Genomic DNA, 15908 nt, shown 5'->3' with positions numbered 1-15908 from the left:
GCCTCCTCAGGCGATGGACGGACGGACGGTCGAGCCGCCGTCGACGACGAGGGTCTGCCCGGTCAGCCAGCTCGCGGTGTCCCCGGCGAGGAAGACGACCGCCTTGGCGATGTCCTCGGGTTCGCCGAGGCGGCCGAGCGGCATGTACTTGGCGATCTGCTCCTCGTTGTTCTCCCACAGCGCCCGGGCGAGCTGGGTCTTGACCAGGCCGGGGGCGACGGCGTTGACGCGCACCGAGGGCGCCAGCTCGATGGCGAACTGCCGGGTGAGGTGGATGACGGCGGCCTTCGTGGCGTTGTAGTAGCCGATGCCGTGCTCGGTCACCATGCCGCCGACGGAGGAGATGTTGACGATCGCCCCGCCGCGCGCCCGCATGGACAGCTTCCAGGCGAGCTGCGTCCACAGGACGACGGCGAACTGGTTGACCTGTACGGTCTTGTCGGCTCGCGCGGCGTCGATGTCGACCATCGGGCCGAAGTACGGGCTGGTGCCCGCGTTGTTCACCAGGACGTCCACGCCGCCGAACTCGGCGACGGCGGCCTCGACGCAGGCGCGGGCGGCGTCCTCGTCGCCGACGTGGGCGGCCTTCGGCAGCACGCCGACCCCGGGGCAGGCGGCCCGGATGTCCTCGGCGACCTCGTCGAGGGCGTCCTGTTTTCGCGAGGACAGGACGACGTTGCAGCCCTCCGCGGCCAGCAGCTCGGCGGTGGCGCGTCCGATGCCGCGCGACGCGCCGGTGATGAGGGCGGTCTTGCCCGCCAGCCCGGTCTCGAGTCCCATGGTGCCGCCTTCCCGGATCTTTCTGACAACCGAATCGGGTTCAGCCTAGTCTCGGATGTTACGTTCCTGCCATGCAGATCGCCGGGAAGAACATCGTGATCACCGGAGCCGGCAGCGGGATCGGCGCCGCGATGGCCCGCCGGTTCGCGGCCGAGGGCGCGGCCTCCCTCACCCTCGCCGACCTGGACGGGGACGCCGTGGAGCGGGTCGCCGCCGGGCTGGAGTGCCGCACGCTCGCGCTCCGCGTCGACGTCGGCGACGAGGAGCAGGTCCGGGCGATGATCGGCAGGGCCGGCGAGTACGGCCCGGTGGACCTGGTGTGCTCGAACGCCGGCATCGGCACCGGCGCCGGGCTGGAGGCCACGCCGGAGCAGTGGGCGTCCGCCTGGGCGGTCAACGTCCAGGCCCACGTGTACGCGGCGCGGGCCGCGCTGCCCGGCATGGTGGAACGCGGCGGAGGCTACCTGCTGAACACGTGCTCGGCCGCCGGCCTGCTCACCCAGCCCGGCGACGCTCCGTACGCGGTGACGAAGCACGCGGCGGTGGCCTTCGCCGAGTGGCTCGCGCTGACGTACGGCGAGCAGGGCGTCGGGGTGAGCGCGCTGTGTCCCCAGGGGGTGCGCACCCCGCTGCTCGCCGAGGCCCTGGAGGGTGTGGCGGGCCGGGTCGTGGCCGCGGCGGGCAGCGTCCTCGAACCCGACGACGTCGCCGAGGTGGTCGTCGAGGGGCTCGCGGCCGAGAGGTTCCTCATCCTTCCCCACCCCGAGGTGGCCGAGTTCGAGCGCCGCAAGGCCACCGACCGCGACCGCTGGCTCGCCGGCCTGCGCCGGATGGTCTCCGCCGTCCGCGGCTGAGCGGACAGGCGCCCCCGCGGGAGCGGATCAGGCGGTCGTACCGGAGCGGGTCAGACGGTCGCGCGGGAGATGACGAAGCGGCGGAAGCCCTCGACGGCGGGCGGGCGGGTCCGGCCCTCCACCCACACGAGGCCGATCGTGCGCCGCGCCCCCGCGAGGACGACCTCCGTCACGCCGGGAACCGGCTCGCCCGGCGGCACGATCGCGACACCGAGCCCGGCGGCGACCAGCCCGCGGAGGGTGGCGGCCTCCTCGCCCTCGAACGCGATGTCGGGCCGGACGCCCTCCTCGCGGAAGAGCTCGTCGGTGATGGAGCGCAGCCCGTAGCCCGGCCGCATCAGGATGAACGGCTCACAGGCGGCGTCGGACGGGCGTACCCGGTGGCGCCCGGCGAGCCGGTGCCCGGTGGGGACGGCGAGACGGAGGCGTTCGGTCGTGAGCGGATGCCAGGCCAGGCTCTCCGGGCGCGGGCTGGTGATCGCCAGGTCCGCGCGGCCCTCGGTGACGGCCGTCTCGATGTGCTCCCTGCTGCCCTGGCTCAGCCGGAACGTCACCCGCGGGTGCTCGCGCCGGTGGTCGCGGAGCAGTTCCGGTACGAGCGCGGTGCCCTGGGTGTGCAAGAACGCCAGGCCGACCTCGCCGCTCTCGGGGTCGGCGGCCTGGGCGAGGGCGTGGCGGGCCGCCCGTTCCTCGGCGACGAGGCGCTCCGCGTGCCGGCGGAAGATCGCGCCGTACGCGCTGAGCCGGAGCGTCCGGCCTTCGCGGTCGAACAGCCGCACGCCGAGCTCGCGTTCGAGACGGGCGATCGCGCGGGACAGGCCCGGCTGGGAGATGCGCAGCTCGGCCGCGGTCTGGGTCACGTGCCCGTCCTCGGCGAGCGCGAGGAACCAGCGCACCGTCTGCAGGTCCATGACCGTCCAGCATAGGTTCCCGCCACATCGTTCATTGGACGCATCGGTGCGGTGGCACGCAGCCTGGAACGGTGCTCATCACCGCTCCCCCTGACCTGGACCTGCGCCATCGGCGCGGCTCGCGCGGGCTGCGCCGCGTGAACCTCGCGCTGTTCGCGGCGGGCCTGACGACCTTCATGTCGCTGTACTCGACCCAGGCGCTGCTGCCGGCGCTCTCCCGCGTCTTCGGCGTCTCCCCGACCGCCTCCAGTCTGCTGGTCTCGCTGTCGACCGGGGCGCTGGCGCTCGCGGTGATCCCGGTAAGCTCGCTGTCGGAGCACCTCGGCCGGACCCGGGTCATGCTGGTGTCGTCCGTCGCGGCGGCGGTCCTCGGCCTGCTGCTGCCGCTCAGCCCGTCGTTCCCCGTGCTCGGACTGATCCGCGCCGCACAGGGGGTGGCGCTCGCCGGGGTGCCGGCCGTGGCGATGGCCTACCTCGCCGATGAGGTGCATCCCGAGGCGCTGGGCGGGGCGATGGGCCGGTACATCGCCGGCAACACGATCGGCGGCCTGCTCGGGCGGCTCATCCCCGGCTTCGTCACCGACCTGGCGGGCTGGCGGTGGGCGCTCGGCGTCACCGCGGCCGGGGCGCTGCTGCTCACGCTCGCCTTCTGGGCACTGCTCCCCGCCTCCCGCTGCTTCCGCCCGGCCCGGGCCGGGCAGGGGGCGCTCCTGCGCCACCTCCGGGACCCCGGCCTGCGGCGGCTGTACCTGATGGGGCTGGTGCTGATGGCGGGGTTCGTCACCGTCTACAACTACCTGGGCTACCGCCTGCTGGCCGCCCCGTTCGGGCTGCCGCAGTGGCTGACCGGCCTGGTCTTCCTGATGTACCTGGCGGGCACGTTCAGCTCCCCGGCGGCGGGGTCGCTGGCCGACCGGGTCGGGCGCCGCCCGGTCATGTACGGTTCGTTCGCCCTGGCCGCGGCAGGGCTGCTGGCGACGATGCCGGACACGCTGCCGGTCCTGGGGCTCGGGCTGCTGCTCTTCACGGCGGGTTTCTTCGCCGCGCACTCGGTCGCCAGCGGCTGGGTCGGGCGGCGCGCGGTCGGCGGGAAGGCGCAGGCGTCGGCGTTGTACCTCTTCGCGTACTACGCGGGGAGCAGCCTCGGCGGATCGGCGGGCGGCCTGGCGTACGAGCACGGCCGCTGGCCGGCCACGGTCGGCTACGGCCTGGTCCTCCTGGCCGTCGCCGCGGTCGCCGCCCTCCGCCTGGCCGAGCCCGGTGCGCGCGGACCCCGCCCCCGCCGATCTCCGGACCTTCCACTCGACTAGAACGCGTTATAGATTTGAGCGGTCGCTTGGTCAACAAGGAGGTCACCGGTGGCGCAGCCCGCACCCGAGCCCGAACTCGCGGCCGAGCCTGGAGCCGAACGCATGGCCGAGCCGGGAGCCGAGCCCGCGGCCGAACGCGTCGCCGAACGGGTGGCCGAGTCCGCGGCCGCCGGCGCGCCGGTGAGCGTGGTCGACGGCTGGTTCACCGTCGACCCTCCCCGCCTGACCGGCACCCGCTGCACCGCCTGTGGCACCGTCTACTTCCCGCCGCAGACCCTGACCTGCCGCAATCCCGCCTGCGACGGCGAGGACCTGGTTCCCACGCCGCTGTCGCGCCGGGGCCGGATCTGGTCGTACGCCGACGCGCGCTACCGCCCGCCGCCGCCGTACGTCTCGGGCGAGGACTTCGAGCCGTACGCCATTGCCGCCGTCGAACTGGCGGCCGAACGGATCATCGTCCTCGGCCAGGTCGTGAGGGGCGTCGGCGTCGGGGACCTGGCCGTCGGGATGACGGCCGAGCTCGTCGTCGAGGAGCTCGACCCGGGCCACCTCGTCTGGAAGTGGCGCCCGGTCGCCGGGGAGGGCGCGTGAGCGATCGCGACGTCGCCGTCCTCGGTGTCGGAATGCACCCGTGGGGCAAGTGGGGGCGGAACTTCGTCGAGTACGGCCTGGCGGCGGCGCGTGACGCGTTGAAGGACGCCGGGCTCGCCTGGGCCGACGTGCAGTACGTCGCGGGCGCCGACACGATACGGAACGGTTATCCCGGCTTCGTCGCGGGCGCGACGTTCGCCCGGGCACTGGGCTGGTCGGGGGCGCGCGTCTCGAGCTGCTACGCCGCGTGTGCGTCGGGCGCGCAGGCGATGAGCGTGGCCCGGGCGCAGATCCTGGCGGGCCTGGTCGACGTCGCCCTCGTCGTCGGCGCGGACGCGGCACCGAAGGGCTTCTTCGCGCCCGTCGGCGGGGACCGGCCCGACGATCCGGACTGGCTGCGGTTCCGGCTGCTCGGCGCGACGAACCCGGTCTACTTCGCGCTGTACGCGCGGCGCCGCATGGTGCGGTACGGCGCGACGCGGGAGGACTTCGCCGCCGTCAAGGTGAAGAACGCCCGGCACGGGCGGCACAACCCGTACGCGCGGTACCGCGCGGAGGTCACCGCGGCGGACGTGGCCGCGTCGCCGGTGGTCGCCGACCCGCTGCGGCTGCTGGACGTCTGCGCGACCAGCGATGGCGGCGCGGCCGTCGTGCTGTCCAGCCTGGCGTACGCGCGCCGGCGCGGGCACGGCGCCCCCGTGCGCGTCGGCGCGATCGCGACCGTCACCCCGGCCTTCCCGAACACCGCCCTCGACCTGCCGGACTTCGCGACCGATTCGAGTGTCGCGGTCGATCCGCCCGAGCGGCCCTTCCGGTCGGCGAACGCGGCGGCGGCGTACGAGGAGGCGGGGCTGGGCCCGGAGGACCTGTCGTTCGCCGAGGTCTACGACCTGTCCACGGCGCTGGAGCTGGACTGGTACGAGGACATCGGCCTGTGCGCGCCGGGCGAGGCGGAGGGACTGCTGCGCGATGGGGCGACCGCGCTCGGTGGCCGGATCCCGGTGAATCCGAGCGGCGGGCTGGCCTGCTTCGGTGAGGCGATTCCCGCGCAGGCGATCGCCCAGGTCTGCGAGCTGACCTGGCAGCTGCGAGGCAGGGCGGGAAAACGGCAGGTGGAGGGGGCGCGCGCCGGGATCGCGGTCAACCAGGGGCTGTTCGGCCACGGATCGGCGATCATCGCCCGAACGTGAGTTACATCACTCGATGCCGCCAGTAAGGCATTGCTGACCTGCGTGGATGCTCCTTCGTGCGCAGGTGGCGGGCCGGGCCGGGCACGGTGGGTTCTTGTCGGCCACGCTACGCGTCAGTACCTTTCACTGACGCGCAGGTTTCAGCCGTGTCGCACGCGCACCGTGCGGGCGCCGGCGTCCCTCCTGACCGCGCGCCCAGTCCGCCGACATTCGACGCGAGGTGCCGCGCTGATGCGTCCATTCCGGGAGCGCAATCCGCTGCCGATCGGCATCGCCGGCCTGGCGACCGCCGGCCTGGCGACACTGCTCGCGTTCAACCTGCAGCACTTCGCCGGCGGCACGACGTACTCCGCGGCGTTCAGTGAGGCGGCCGGCCTGAAGGCCGGCGAAGAGGTGCGGATCGCGGGCGTGAAGGTCGGCAAGGTCTCGAGCGTCGACCTCGACGGCGACCACGTGAAGGTGAAGTTCACCAGCAGCGCGCGCTTCGGAACGCAGACCCGCGCCCAAATCAAGATCAAGACGCTGCTCGGCTCGCACTTCCTCTCCCTCGACCCCAAGGGACCCGGACAGCAGCCCGCGGGCCGGGAGATCCCGCTCTCACGCACCACGGCGCCGTACGAGGTGGTGCCCGCCCTCCAGGACGCCAGCGCCCAGCTCGGCAAGATCGACACGAAACAGCTGGCCAAGGCGATGGACACCCTGACCCAGACGATGGAGGGCACTCCGGAGAACGTCCGGCGCACCCTGGCGGGCCTGCAGAAGGTCTCCCGGGCGGTGTCCTCCCGCGACGACGAGCTGAACGAGCTGCTGAAGCACTCCGGCAACGTCACCTCACTGCTGGCCGCCCGCAGTGGCGACCTCGCCGTCCTCGTCCAGAACGGCGGCCTGCTGCTACAGGAGATCAACGACCGGCGCGCGGTGATCGACCAGCTGCTGACCGGCACCGTCTCCCTCTCCCAGCAGATCACCGCGACGATCCACGAGAACCAGGCGACGCTCAACCCCGCCCTGCGGAACCTGCAGAAGGTCGTGCAGATCCTGCAGCGCAACCAGGCCAACCTGGAAAAGTCCTTCGCGCTGATGGGCCCCTTCGGGAACGAGCTGACCGACCTCACCGGCAACGGCCGGTGGTTCGACGTCTACATCCAGAACCTCATCCCGCTGCCGGTCTCGATCGCCCCGCCCAGCACCCGCGGCGACACCACGCAGCCGACCCCGGCGCCGAAGACGGGCAAGAAGTCCTCCGGGAAGACGAACACGGCCGGCCGCCCGTCGAAGAGCCCGAAGACCGGCGGCCCGTCCCCGTCGAAGACCGGCACGCCGTCCAGGAGCGGCAGCCCCTCCCCGTCCAAGAGCGCGAACCCGTTCCCATACCTGCCCTGACCCTGGTGCGCGCGGACGGCCGGTCCGGGGCCACCATCGGACTATGGACGTACGCGAGCTGACGACCCGGAACGAACTCTTCGCCGCGTCCGCGCTGCTCGCCGAGGTCTGGCGGCCGACCGATCCGATGCCGTACGAGATGCTCCAGGTGACGCGGCACATCGGCGGGTACGTCGCCGGGGCGTTCGACGGGGACACGATGATCGGGGCCTGCGCGGCCTTCCCGACCGCGGACGGCGGCCTGCACTCCCACATCACCGGCGTCACCGTGCCGGGCCGGGGCGTCGGGTACGCGATCAAAGCGCACCAGCGCGCGTGGGCGCTGGCGCGCGGCATCCCGACCATCGGCTGGACGTTCGACCCGCTGACCCGGCGCAACGCGTACTTCAACCTGGTGAAGCTGGCGGCGCGGGCGACCGGGTACGCCGAGGACTTCTACGGCGACATGCCCGACGAGCTGAACATGGGCGACCCCAGCGACCGTCTCCTCCTCACCTGGCCGCTCGAGGACCCGAAGGTGGTGGCGGCCCTCGCCGGCCGGCCCGCGACGTGGCCGGAGCCCGGGCCGGACACGCCGGCCGTGCTCCGCGCGGACGCGGCGGACCGTCCTGAGACGCGGGACGCGGCGGGCGCCGCGACCCTGGCGGTCGGCACGCCGGCCGACATCACCGCCCTGCGGGCGGGCGACCCGGACGCGGCCCGGGAGTGGCGCCGGGCGCAGCGCGCGGCGCTCGGCGGCTCCCTCACCGGGGGATACCGTGTGACCGGTTTCACCCGTGCCGGCTACTACCTCCTGGAGCGCCCGAGATGAAGCTCGCCGGAGTGGAGCTGCGGCGGATCCGCGTGCCCCTCGTGTCGCCGTTCCGCACGTCCTTCGGTACGGAGATCGACCGGGAGGTGCTGCTCGTCCGGGTCTTCGGTGACGACGCCGAGGGCTGGGGCGAGTGCGTCGCCGCCGCGGACCCCCTCTACTCCGCCGAGTACGTCAACGGCGCCGAGCAGGTCATCCGCGACTTCCTGCTCCCCCGGCTGCCCGCGGAGGTCACCGCCCGCGGGCTCGGCGCGGCGTTCGAACCGGTCCGGGGCCACCCGATGGCGAAGGCCGCCGTCGAGATGGCGGTGCTGGACGCCGAGCTGCGCCTGGCGGGGATGTCGTACGCGGCGTACCTGGGCGCGACGCGGACGCGGGTGCCCGCCGGGGTGTCCGTCGGGATCATGGACTCGATCCCCGAACTGCTGGACGCCGTGGGCGCCTACCTGGAGCAGGGGTACGCGCGGATCAAGCTGAAGATCGAGCCGGGCTGGGACCTCGAGCCGGTGCGCGCGGTACGGGAGCGGTTCGGCGACATCCTCCTGCAGGTGGACGCCAACGCGGCGTACCGCCGGGCGGACCTGCGGCACCTCGCGGAGCTGGACCCCTTCGGCCTGCTGCTGATCGAGCAGCCGCTGCCCGAGGACGACCTGCTCGGCCACGCCCGGCTCGCCCGGTCGCTGACCACCCCGGTCTGCCTCGACGAGTCGATCACCTCGGCGCGGGCCGCCGCCGACGCCGTCACCCTGGGCGCCTGCTCGATCGTCAACCTCAAGGCCGGCCGCGTCGGCGGGTACCTGGAGGCCCGGCGGATCCACGACCTGTGCGCGGCGCACGGCGTTCCGGTGTGGTGCGGCGGAATGCTGGAGACCGGGCTGGGCCGGGCCGCCAACCTCGCGCTCGCGGCCCTGCCCGGCTGCACGCTGCCGGGGGACGTCTCGGCGTCCGACCGGTACTACACGCGCGACATCACCGAGCCGTTCCGGCTGGAGGACGGGCTGATGACCGTGCCGTCCGGTCCGGGGCTCGGCGTGGCCCCGGTCCCGGACGTCCTGCGCGCGTTCACCGAGCGGGCCGACGTCGTGCGGCTCCCCTAACCCAGGACGGGCAGGTCGTAGACGCGCCGCACGCTCGACTCGACCCGGGAGATGTCCGTGCCGTAGATGTGCAGGGAGATCGCGACACCGTCACCGGAGTTCCGCACGCGGTGGATGTCGCCGGGCGGCGCGAAGCCGCTGACCTCGCCGACGTGGTTGTCGTTCGTCCCCACCCGGACCAGGTGGTCGTCCCGCTCCACGTAGAGCTCCTCGTGCTCCACACCCTGCAGGACACCGAAGACGCACCACGTGACGTGGTCGTGGATCGGCGTCACCTGCCCGGGCCGCCAGACGAGCCCTACCAGGGAGAAGGTGCCGCCGGGCTCGACGTACAGGGTGTGGCTGACGTACCGGTCGGGGTCGCCGAGCCGTTCCTCCGCGGTCAGCACGTCCGGCGTGGGCAGGTGGCGCCGCAACTCGGCCGCGACGAGTCGTGCGGTCTCGCGCCAGTCGGCGTGACGGTTCACGGCGGCGCGTACCCCCGTCACCAGATCTTCCAGGCCAGGGCGCACGGTCTCGAGAACGGCCGTCATCTCGGCTACCTCCTTCGTCTCCCCCAGGCTGCCGGAGGACGCACTCATCGGTCCAATGCCAATCCGCTGCCGCTCTCATAGACCGAATCGATATATTGACCGCATGCTGGACGTTTCCCGGCTCCGGGTGCTCGTCGCCGTCGCCCGTACGGGCTCGGTGACGGCCGCGGCCAAGGAGCTGCACTACTCCCAGCCGTCCGTCAGCCACCACCTCGCGCGGCTGGAGGCCGAGACCGGCGCCAAGCTCGTGCAGCGCGCCGGCCGGGGCATCCGCCTCACCGAGGCGGGCCGGACGCTCGCCGAGCGCGGCGCGGAGATCCTCGGCCGGCTCGACGCGGCCGAGGCCGAACTGTCCGCCCACGTGGGGCTCGACCAGGGCCGGGTACGCCTGGCCGCGTTCCCGTCGGCGCTCGGCACATTCGTGCCCCGCGCCGCGTCACTGCTGGCCGAACGCCATCCCGGCCTCCGCGTCAGCCTCACCGAGGCGGAGCCGCCCGAGGCCGTCCGCATGCTCCGCGCCGGCTACGTCGACGTGGCGGTGATCTTCCGGTACGACCCCGGCACCGAGGAGGACGACATCCGCACGCGGCGGCTGCTGGACGAGCCGAGCCACCTCGTGACGGCCGAAGCGGCCGAGCCGGACCTGGCGGCGTACGCCGACGCCGAGTGGATCGCCGGCTGCGACCGCTGCCGCCTGCACCTACTCGAGATGTGTGAACGCGCGGGGTTCAGCCCGCGCGTGTCCTTCACCACGGACGACTTCGTCGCCGTCCAGGCGCTCGTCGCGGCCGGTCTCGGCGTGACGGCGCTGCCCGCCCTGACCCTGCGGGCGGCCCGCAACCCGGACGTGCACACCGTCGCGCTCCCCGGCTCGACGCGGTACGTCCTCGCCGCGACCTACGGCGAGCCGCCCGAGCCCCCGGCCACCGCCGCGCTCATCGACGCTCTCATCGAGAGCACCGGGACGGAGCCCTCACCCCTGGTCGGCGGCTGACCGGACCTCGCGTCCGGCCCCTGCCGCGGATTCGCCCTGACCACGGCCGGTCAGTCCGGCCGCGGTCAGGGTGAGGTGCCGGGCCAGAACCTCGGCCGCGGTGTCGGCGTCGCGGGCCAGCGCCGCCTCCTCCAGCCGGCGGTGCTCGCCGATCGCGTCCCGGCCGGGGGTGCGGTGCGCCGAGAGGCGGCGGGCCAGTTCGCTGGCGGTCCACATCCGGTCGAAGGTCTCCAGCAGGACGGGGTTGCCGCACCCCTCCAGCAGGGTGCGGTGGAAGACCCGGTGCGCCTCGGCCCACGCATCGCTGTAGTACTCCCCCTCCCCCGGCGCGTACGGCGGGGTGCGGGCCAGACGGTGGTGGGCGGCTCGTACGCGGGCCTCCCAGTCGACGTCGCCGCGCTCGATGGACATGCGCAGCACGATCGGTTCGATGGTCCGGCGGGCCTCCGCGATCTCTTGCCAGCGGCGGTCGGAGAAGGCGGGGACGGCGAAGCCGCGGTTGGGCAGCCGGTCGGCGAGGCCCTCGCCGACCAGCCGCACGAGCGCCTCGCGCACGACGGCCAGGCTCACGCCCTGCTCCTTGGCGAGGTCCTGCGGTTTGAGGGCGTCGCCGGGGGCGTGGGCCCCACGCATGATCGCATCTCGCAAGTGTGCGTGGACCTGGTCGGAGAGCATCCGTTTCCCCGACGAAACCGGGGTTCGGGTCGTCTGACTCATGACCTCAGGATAGACGATTCGACAAATAATCGATTATCTGTGTTATGGTCGATTCCGTTCGGGATGCTCGGCGCGACGCCCGCGGGCCGCTTCGGCGGCCGCATTCCCGTCACCCGAGAGCACGACCTGGAAGGAACGACCGATGAGCTTCAACGACCCCTTCGCCCGCCTCCCCGAGACGGCCTCCTTCACCGTGACGAGCACCACGATCACCGACGGCGCCGCCTGGCCGCCCGAGCAGTGGTCCTCCGGCGTCCCCGGAGGGAAGGACCTCTCCCCGCATCTGGCCTGGCACGGCGCGCCGGCGGGCACCAAGAGCTACGCCGTCACCGTCTACGACCCCGACGCCCCCACCGGGTCCGGGTTCTGGCACTGGGCGGTCGCCGACATCCCCGCCACCGTCACCGAACTGCCCGAGGGCGCCGGCGACGACACCGGGTCGGGCCTGCCCGAGGGCGCCTTCCAGCTGCCCAACGACGCCCGGCTGCCCCGCTACATCGGCGCCGCCCCACCGGCGGGGCACGGCCCGCACCGCTACTTCGTGGTGGTGCACGCCCTCGACGTCGAGTCCATCGGCGTCCCTGCCGACGCCACCCCGGCCCTCCTCGGCTTCACCATGGCCGGCCACATCCTCGGCCGCGCGGTCCTGACCGCCATCGCCGAGACCCCCGCCTGACGGGCAGGGCCCCCGGACGGCCGCCGGCCACGATCGTGGCCGGCGGCCGCGAGCCCTCTCGGCCGCCCCCTGCCACGGGCGCTCCGCGCCGAGGATTCGTTCGTTATAGTGAACGAATGGTTCATCGAATTGCGGTATGTCGTCCTCAGTCGGCCGTCTACCTGGAGGACTGCTACCTCACGACGATCAGCACGAGCGTCGCGGTGACGGGCCGGGAGGCCGACGGCGGGGCATGGGTCGCACTGCGGGAGAACATCTTCCATCCGCAAGGGGGCGGGCAGCCCGCCGACCGGGGGCGGCTGGGCGAGTGCGCGGTGGTCCCGGTTCGCCACCCTGATACGGGCCTGGTCGTCCTGCGCGCGCGGGACGAGGAGGGCGGCGCGCTTGACGCGCTGGCCGAAGGCGACCCCGTGGAGGCCCACGTCGACAGGGACGCGCGCCTGCTGCACGCGGCCCTGCACACGGCGGGTCACCTCATCGACGCGGCCGGGCGGAGCCAGGGCTGGTATCTCGCCGGCAACATGCACTTCCCCGGTCAGGCCCGCATCGAGTTCACCCCGCCGGAGACGGCCACGTCTCTCGCCGCACCAGAGGCCCGGGAGGAGGCAGCCGACCGCCTGCGGGCCGAGATCGCGGCGGCGATCGCCGCCGACCTCCCGGTGAGCAGTGAGTACGACATCGATGGGCGACGCGTCGTCCGGCTGGGCGATCTGCATGCCCAGCACTGCGGCGGGACGCACGTACGGAGCCTCGCCGACCTCGCGGACGTTACGATCACGGCCGTGAAGCTGAAGAAGAGCCGGATCCGGGTCTCCTACACCGCGTTCCACGGGCCGCGACGGTGACGGCTCCGGACCGGGAACGCCGGGCGGCCAGCAGCGCGGCGGCCGCGGCCGGGGCCCAGATCCAGCGCCGCCGCCGGCAGCGCGGAATGAGCCAGGCGGAACTGGCGCGGCGCACCGGCCTGAGCAAGGCGACACTGTCGCAACTGGAGGCCGGCGCCGGCAACCCGACGATCGACACGCTCGACGCCATCGCCGTCGCGCTGAGCATCCCGCTCACCGACCTGCTGACCCGCGACGCGTCACCGGGCACCGTGCATCTCCCCGCGACCGCCGCGAGCGACGAGGGCCCGACCCGCGAATTGCTACGGCGGATCAGCGGCGGTCACAGTCTCGAGCTCTGGCGGCTCCGCCTCCCGGCGCACACCTCGGTCGACGGTGTGCCGCACGCGCCGGGCACCGTCGAGCACCTCCTCGTCGCCTCCGGGCGGCTCGTCGCCGGCCCGGCCGACGACTCCCGGCCGCTCAAGACGGGAGATCTGCTGGCCTTCGCCGGAGACGCCCCCCATGCCTACCGCACCGAGGACGTCCCCGCGGACGTCACCGTCGTCATCGCCTCGCCGGCCGTCGGCTGAGGGCGCGGGCAGGAGGCCGTGGACGGTCAGCCGAGCTGTTTCACCCGCTCGATGACCTCCGGCGAGACCTCGTTGTTCCGGGCGAGGTAGCGGAGCACGGTCCGGAGGTCCTCGTCGCTGTAGCCGGCCAGCACCTTCTCGTACATCTCGGCCACCGGCATGAAGCGCCTGCCGAGCTCCGCGATCGGGCCCTCTTCCAGGGCCTCGACGATGACGCGGCGCCGGTCCTTTTCGTCTCGCCGGCGCCGCACCATCCCGGCCCGCTCCAGCCGGTCGATGACGGCCGTGATGGCCCCTCCGGTGGTGAGGAACATGGCGTCCGCGAGCTGGCCCGGCGTCATCGGACCGCGGAGCTGCAGGAGGTTGATGCACTGCATGTCGGTGACGTTGATGCCCGACCGGCTGGCGATGGCGTTGTGCAGGAGCACCGTCCACATCGTGCTCACCCGCGCCTGGTGGCTCAGCTCCGCGATGAGCTCCGCACGCTCGGACGCCGCCATCGAACCTCACATCCGGTCGACTCAAGACGCTCTCATTTAGAGCTATCACTCTCAGTCTATCCGTGGCCGACGAGGATCCGACTCGCAACACGGCCGATTTCGGGGGAACCGAAATGCGCACCACCGGGCCGGGGCCGGCGCGACGCTCGCCGGTGACACGATCTCGCCGACCATGACGAGCCCATCGGTGAAGACCTCCCGCTCGCCCCAGCGTGGTGCGTCCTTGGACGCCATCGCGAAATCCGGCTCGAACGGCTCCCTCGCGCCGGGCAGGCACACGTCGAGCCCCGGATGCACCCGCCACCCCCGCTCTCGCGCCAGCGGAGCCAGCGCCTCACTCAGCACGGCGGTCATCCAGCGCTCACCGGGAGTACCGCGTGGCCCGATGATCAGCCTCCTGTCGATGATCTCCGCACGCCACCGGCCAAGGCCCGGTACCAGGCTGTCGTACAGCTCACGAAGCCGCACATCACCCGACGGCGTTCCGTCACCCCCATGCGCAGTCATGCACCTTATGTAGCATGTTGGTGACTCTGCGCGATCAATGTTCTCCTAAACAGGCGGCCTGCTGGGCGACCTGTTTCGCCCAGCGGTAGTCGGCCTTGCCGGCCGGGGAGCGTCGCATCTCCGGGACGAAGGCGTACGCCCGGGGGACCTTATAACCGGACAGGACGCCGCGGCAGTGGGCGTCGAGGTCGGCGGCGGCGGGCGGCTCGCCGTACGGCTGGACGACGGCGGCGACGCGGCTGCCGAAGCGCTCGTCGGGGATGCCCGTGACCAGCGCGTCGAAGACGGCGGGGTGGCGTTTCAGAACCGCCTCGACCTCCTCGGGGAAGACCTTCTCCCCGCCGGTGTTGATGCACTGCGAGCCCCGGCCGAAGATCATGATGGTGCCGTCCGCCTCAACGGTCGCGATGTCGCCGGTGAGCAGCCAGCGGACGCCCTCGACCTCGACGAACGTCTTCGCCGTCTTCGCCGGGTCGCCCCAGTAGCCGAAGGCGATGGGGCCGCTCTTGGCGACCTGTCCGATCACGCCGGAGCCCGGCTCGACCTCCTTCAGCGTGTCGTCGAGCACCCGCAGGCGCGTGGTGTTCGGCCGGTAGCGCATGCCCGATTCCGGTGAGGAGCCCTCGACGCCCGACGCGGTGAAGCCGGACTCCGAGGAGCCGAAGTTGTCGAGGATCATCACGTTCGGCAGCAGTTCCCGCAGCCGCTCCCGTACGGCACCGGACAGGATCGCGCCCGTGGAGCTGAGCACGCCGAGAGAGCTCAGGTCGTAGGAGCCGGCGGCGATGGCGTCGGTGAGGGGCCGGGCCATCGCGTCGCCGGTGACGTTCACGGTGAAGACCTTCTCGGCCTCGATGGCGCGCAGCACCTCGGCGGCGTCGAAGCGGCGGGTGTAGACGATGGTCGCGCCCATCCACCAGCCGATGAACGTGGCCATCTGCGCGGCGCCGTGCATGAGCGGCGCGGCGGCCATCATCACGAGCGGCCCGGAGCCCTTGGCGGCCTCGATGACCTCACCGGGGGTCCGGCGCGGTTCGCCGAACGGGTTGCCGCCGCCGAACGCCATGAAGAGGTCCTCGCACCGCCACATGACGCCCTTGGGCATGCCGGTCGTGCCGCCCGTGTAGATGATGTAGACGTCCTGGCCGGACCGCTCCGGGAAGTCTCCGGCGGCGGGCCGCTCCGCGAGGGCGCCGGCGTAGGGAACGGCGCGGGTGGACTCCCCGCCGACGACGATCCGGTGCCGCAGTAAGGGGGCGCCGGCGGCCGCGGCCTCGACGCGGTCCTCGAACTCCGCGTCGTACACCAGCGCCACCAGGTCGGCGTCGGCGTAGAGGTAGGCCAGCTCCGCCTCGACGTACCGGTAGTTGACGTTGACCGGCACGGCGCGGATCTTCAGCGCGGCGAGCAGCGCCGTCACGTACTCGACGCCGTTGTACAGCTGGATCCCGACGTGGCCGCCGGGCTCGACGCCCGCCTCCCGAAGGTGGTGCGCGAGCCGGTCCGCCTCGTCGTTCAGCTCGGCGTACGTCCGGCGTTCGGTGCCACCGGCCGAGTCGAAGACGACCACGGCGGTGCGCTCACCGATCGCGTCCGCGAGTCCTTCGAACAGGTCGGCGTGGTTGAACTCCATCACG

General features: G+C 72.8%; 17 protein-coding genes. 11 read left to right on the top strand and 6 right to left on the bottom strand.

The annotated features are described in order from the left end of the window. Window positions 1–6 precede the first annotated feature (6 nt). The gene (locus NE235_RS24945) at window positions 7–780 is read right to left on the bottom strand and encodes an SDR family oxidoreductase (RefSeq protein WP_252807079.1); all 774 of its coding nucleotides are present in this window, start codon (window positions 778–780) and stop codon (window positions 7–9) included. Window positions 781–851: 71 nt separating this feature from the next. Here NE235_RS24945 and NE235_RS24940 point away from each other — a divergent pair, with 71 nt between their 5' ends. Continuing rightward, a complete protein-coding gene (locus NE235_RS24940) occupies window positions 852–1634 on the top strand; it encodes an SDR family oxidoreductase (RefSeq protein ID WP_252807077.1) in 783 nt (260 codons plus the stop codon). Window positions 1635–1684: 50 nt separating this feature from the next. Here NE235_RS24940 and NE235_RS24935 read toward each other — a convergent pair whose 3' ends face one another. Continuing rightward, window positions 1685–2545 (bottom strand): LysR family transcriptional regulator, encoded by an 861-nt coding sequence (locus NE235_RS24935; RefSeq protein WP_252807073.1) that lies wholly within the window; start codon window positions 2543–2545, stop codon window positions 1685–1687. A gap of 71 nt (window positions 2546–2616) precedes the next feature. Between NE235_RS24935 and NE235_RS24930 the strand changes: the two genes are divergently transcribed. The 6 genes from NE235_RS24930 (at window position 2617) to menC (ending at window position 8927) form a co-directional block, all read left to right on the top strand. After that, window positions 2617–3855 carry an MFS transporter gene (locus tag NE235_RS24930; protein WP_252807071.1) on the top strand — a complete coding sequence of 413 codons (1239 nt, stop codon included), beginning with the start codon at window positions 2617–2619 and terminating at the stop codon, window positions 3853–3855. Between the two features lie 48 nt (window positions 3856–3903). Beyond that, window positions 3904–4446, top strand: a complete 543-nt coding sequence (locus tag NE235_RS24925; protein WP_252807069.1) for a Zn-ribbon domain-containing OB-fold protein — start codon at window positions 3904–3906, stop codon at window positions 4444–4446. A gap of 32 nt (window positions 4447–4478) precedes the next feature. Next, the gene (locus NE235_RS24920; RefSeq protein ID WP_406567634.1) at window positions 4479–5636 is read left to right on the top strand and encodes a lipid-transfer protein; all 1158 of its coding nucleotides are present in this window, start codon (window positions 4479–4481) and stop codon (window positions 5634–5636) included. A 231-nt stretch (window positions 5637–5867) separates the two neighbouring features. Continuing rightward, window positions 5868–7019, top strand: coding sequence for an MCE family protein (locus NE235_RS24915; protein WP_252807065.1), 1152 nt, complete (start codon window positions 5868–5870; stop codon window positions 7017–7019). Window positions 7020–7062: 43 nt separating this feature from the next. Next, on the top strand, window positions 7063–7830 hold the full coding sequence (locus NE235_RS24910) for a GNAT family N-acetyltransferase (protein WP_252807063.1): 768 nt from the start codon (window positions 7063–7065) through the stop codon (window positions 7828–7830). Beyond that, window positions 7827–8927, top strand: coding sequence for an o-succinylbenzoate synthase (menC, locus tag NE235_RS24905; protein ID WP_252807061.1), 1101 nt, complete (start codon window positions 7827–7829; stop codon window positions 8925–8927). The genes NE235_RS24910 and menC overlap by 4 nt, the downstream gene beginning before the upstream one ends. On the opposite strand, the gene NE235_RS24900 is transcribed toward menC, so the two are convergent. After that, window positions 8924–9460, bottom strand: coding sequence for a cysteine dioxygenase family protein (locus NE235_RS24900; protein ID WP_252807059.1), 537 nt, complete (start codon window positions 9458–9460; stop codon window positions 8924–8926). The two genes, menC and NE235_RS24900, sit on opposite strands and share 4 nt — an antisense overlap. 103 nt (window positions 9461–9563) lie before the next feature. Between NE235_RS24900 and NE235_RS24895 the strand changes: the two genes are divergently transcribed. Beyond that, window positions 9564–10454, top strand: coding sequence for a LysR family transcriptional regulator (locus NE235_RS24895; RefSeq protein ID WP_252807057.1), 891 nt, complete (start codon window positions 9564–9566; stop codon window positions 10452–10454). Here the strand turns inward: NE235_RS24895 and NE235_RS24890 are convergent. Then, window positions 10434–11129 carry a GntR family transcriptional regulator gene (locus NE235_RS24890; RefSeq protein ID WP_289849179.1) on the bottom strand — a complete coding sequence of 232 codons (696 nt, stop codon included), beginning with the start codon at window positions 11127–11129 and terminating at the stop codon, window positions 10434–10436. The genes NE235_RS24895 and NE235_RS24890 overlap by 21 nt on opposite strands. A 184-nt stretch (window positions 11130–11313) precedes the next feature. Between NE235_RS24890 and NE235_RS24885 the strand changes: the two genes are divergently transcribed. The 3 genes from NE235_RS24885 (at window position 11314) to NE235_RS24875 (ending at window position 13264) form a co-directional block, all read left to right on the top strand. Further along, window positions 11314–11847 carry a YbhB/YbcL family Raf kinase inhibitor-like protein gene (locus tag NE235_RS24885; RefSeq protein WP_252807053.1) on the top strand — a complete coding sequence of 178 codons (534 nt, stop codon included), beginning with the start codon at window positions 11314–11316 and terminating at the stop codon, window positions 11845–11847. Between the two features lie 116 nt (window positions 11848–11963). Beyond that, window positions 11964–12692, top strand: a complete 729-nt coding sequence (locus tag NE235_RS24880; RefSeq protein ID WP_252807051.1) for an alanyl-tRNA editing protein — start codon at window positions 11964–11966, stop codon at window positions 12690–12692. After that, window positions 12689–13264 (top strand): helix-turn-helix domain-containing protein, encoded by a 576-nt coding sequence (locus NE235_RS24875; RefSeq protein ID WP_252807049.1) that lies wholly within the window; start codon window positions 12689–12691, stop codon window positions 13262–13264. Before NE235_RS24880 ends, NE235_RS24875 begins: the two co-directional genes overlap by 4 nt. A 26-nt stretch (window positions 13265–13290) precedes the next feature. Here NE235_RS24875 and NE235_RS24870 read toward each other — a convergent pair whose 3' ends face one another. Together NE235_RS24870 and NE235_RS24865 are read right to left on the bottom strand one after the other, a co-directional pair. Then, on the bottom strand, window positions 13291–13764 hold the full coding sequence (locus NE235_RS24870) for a MarR family winged helix-turn-helix transcriptional regulator (protein WP_252807047.1): 474 nt from the start codon (window positions 13762–13764) through the stop codon (window positions 13291–13293). Window positions 13765–14305: 541 nt separating this feature from the next. Next, window positions 14306–15904, bottom strand: a complete 1599-nt coding sequence (locus NE235_RS24865) for an acyl-CoA synthetase (protein WP_252807045.1) — start codon at window positions 15902–15904, stop codon at window positions 14306–14308. Window positions 15905–15908: the final 4 nt, after the last annotated feature.

Source organism: Actinoallomurus spadix (genome assembly GCF_024055725.1).
Lineage (GTDB): Bacteria > Actinomycetota > Actinomycetes > Streptosporangiales > Streptosporangiaceae > Actinoallomurus > Actinoallomurus spadix.
This window is presented reverse-complemented; position numbering and strand designations above follow the sequence as displayed.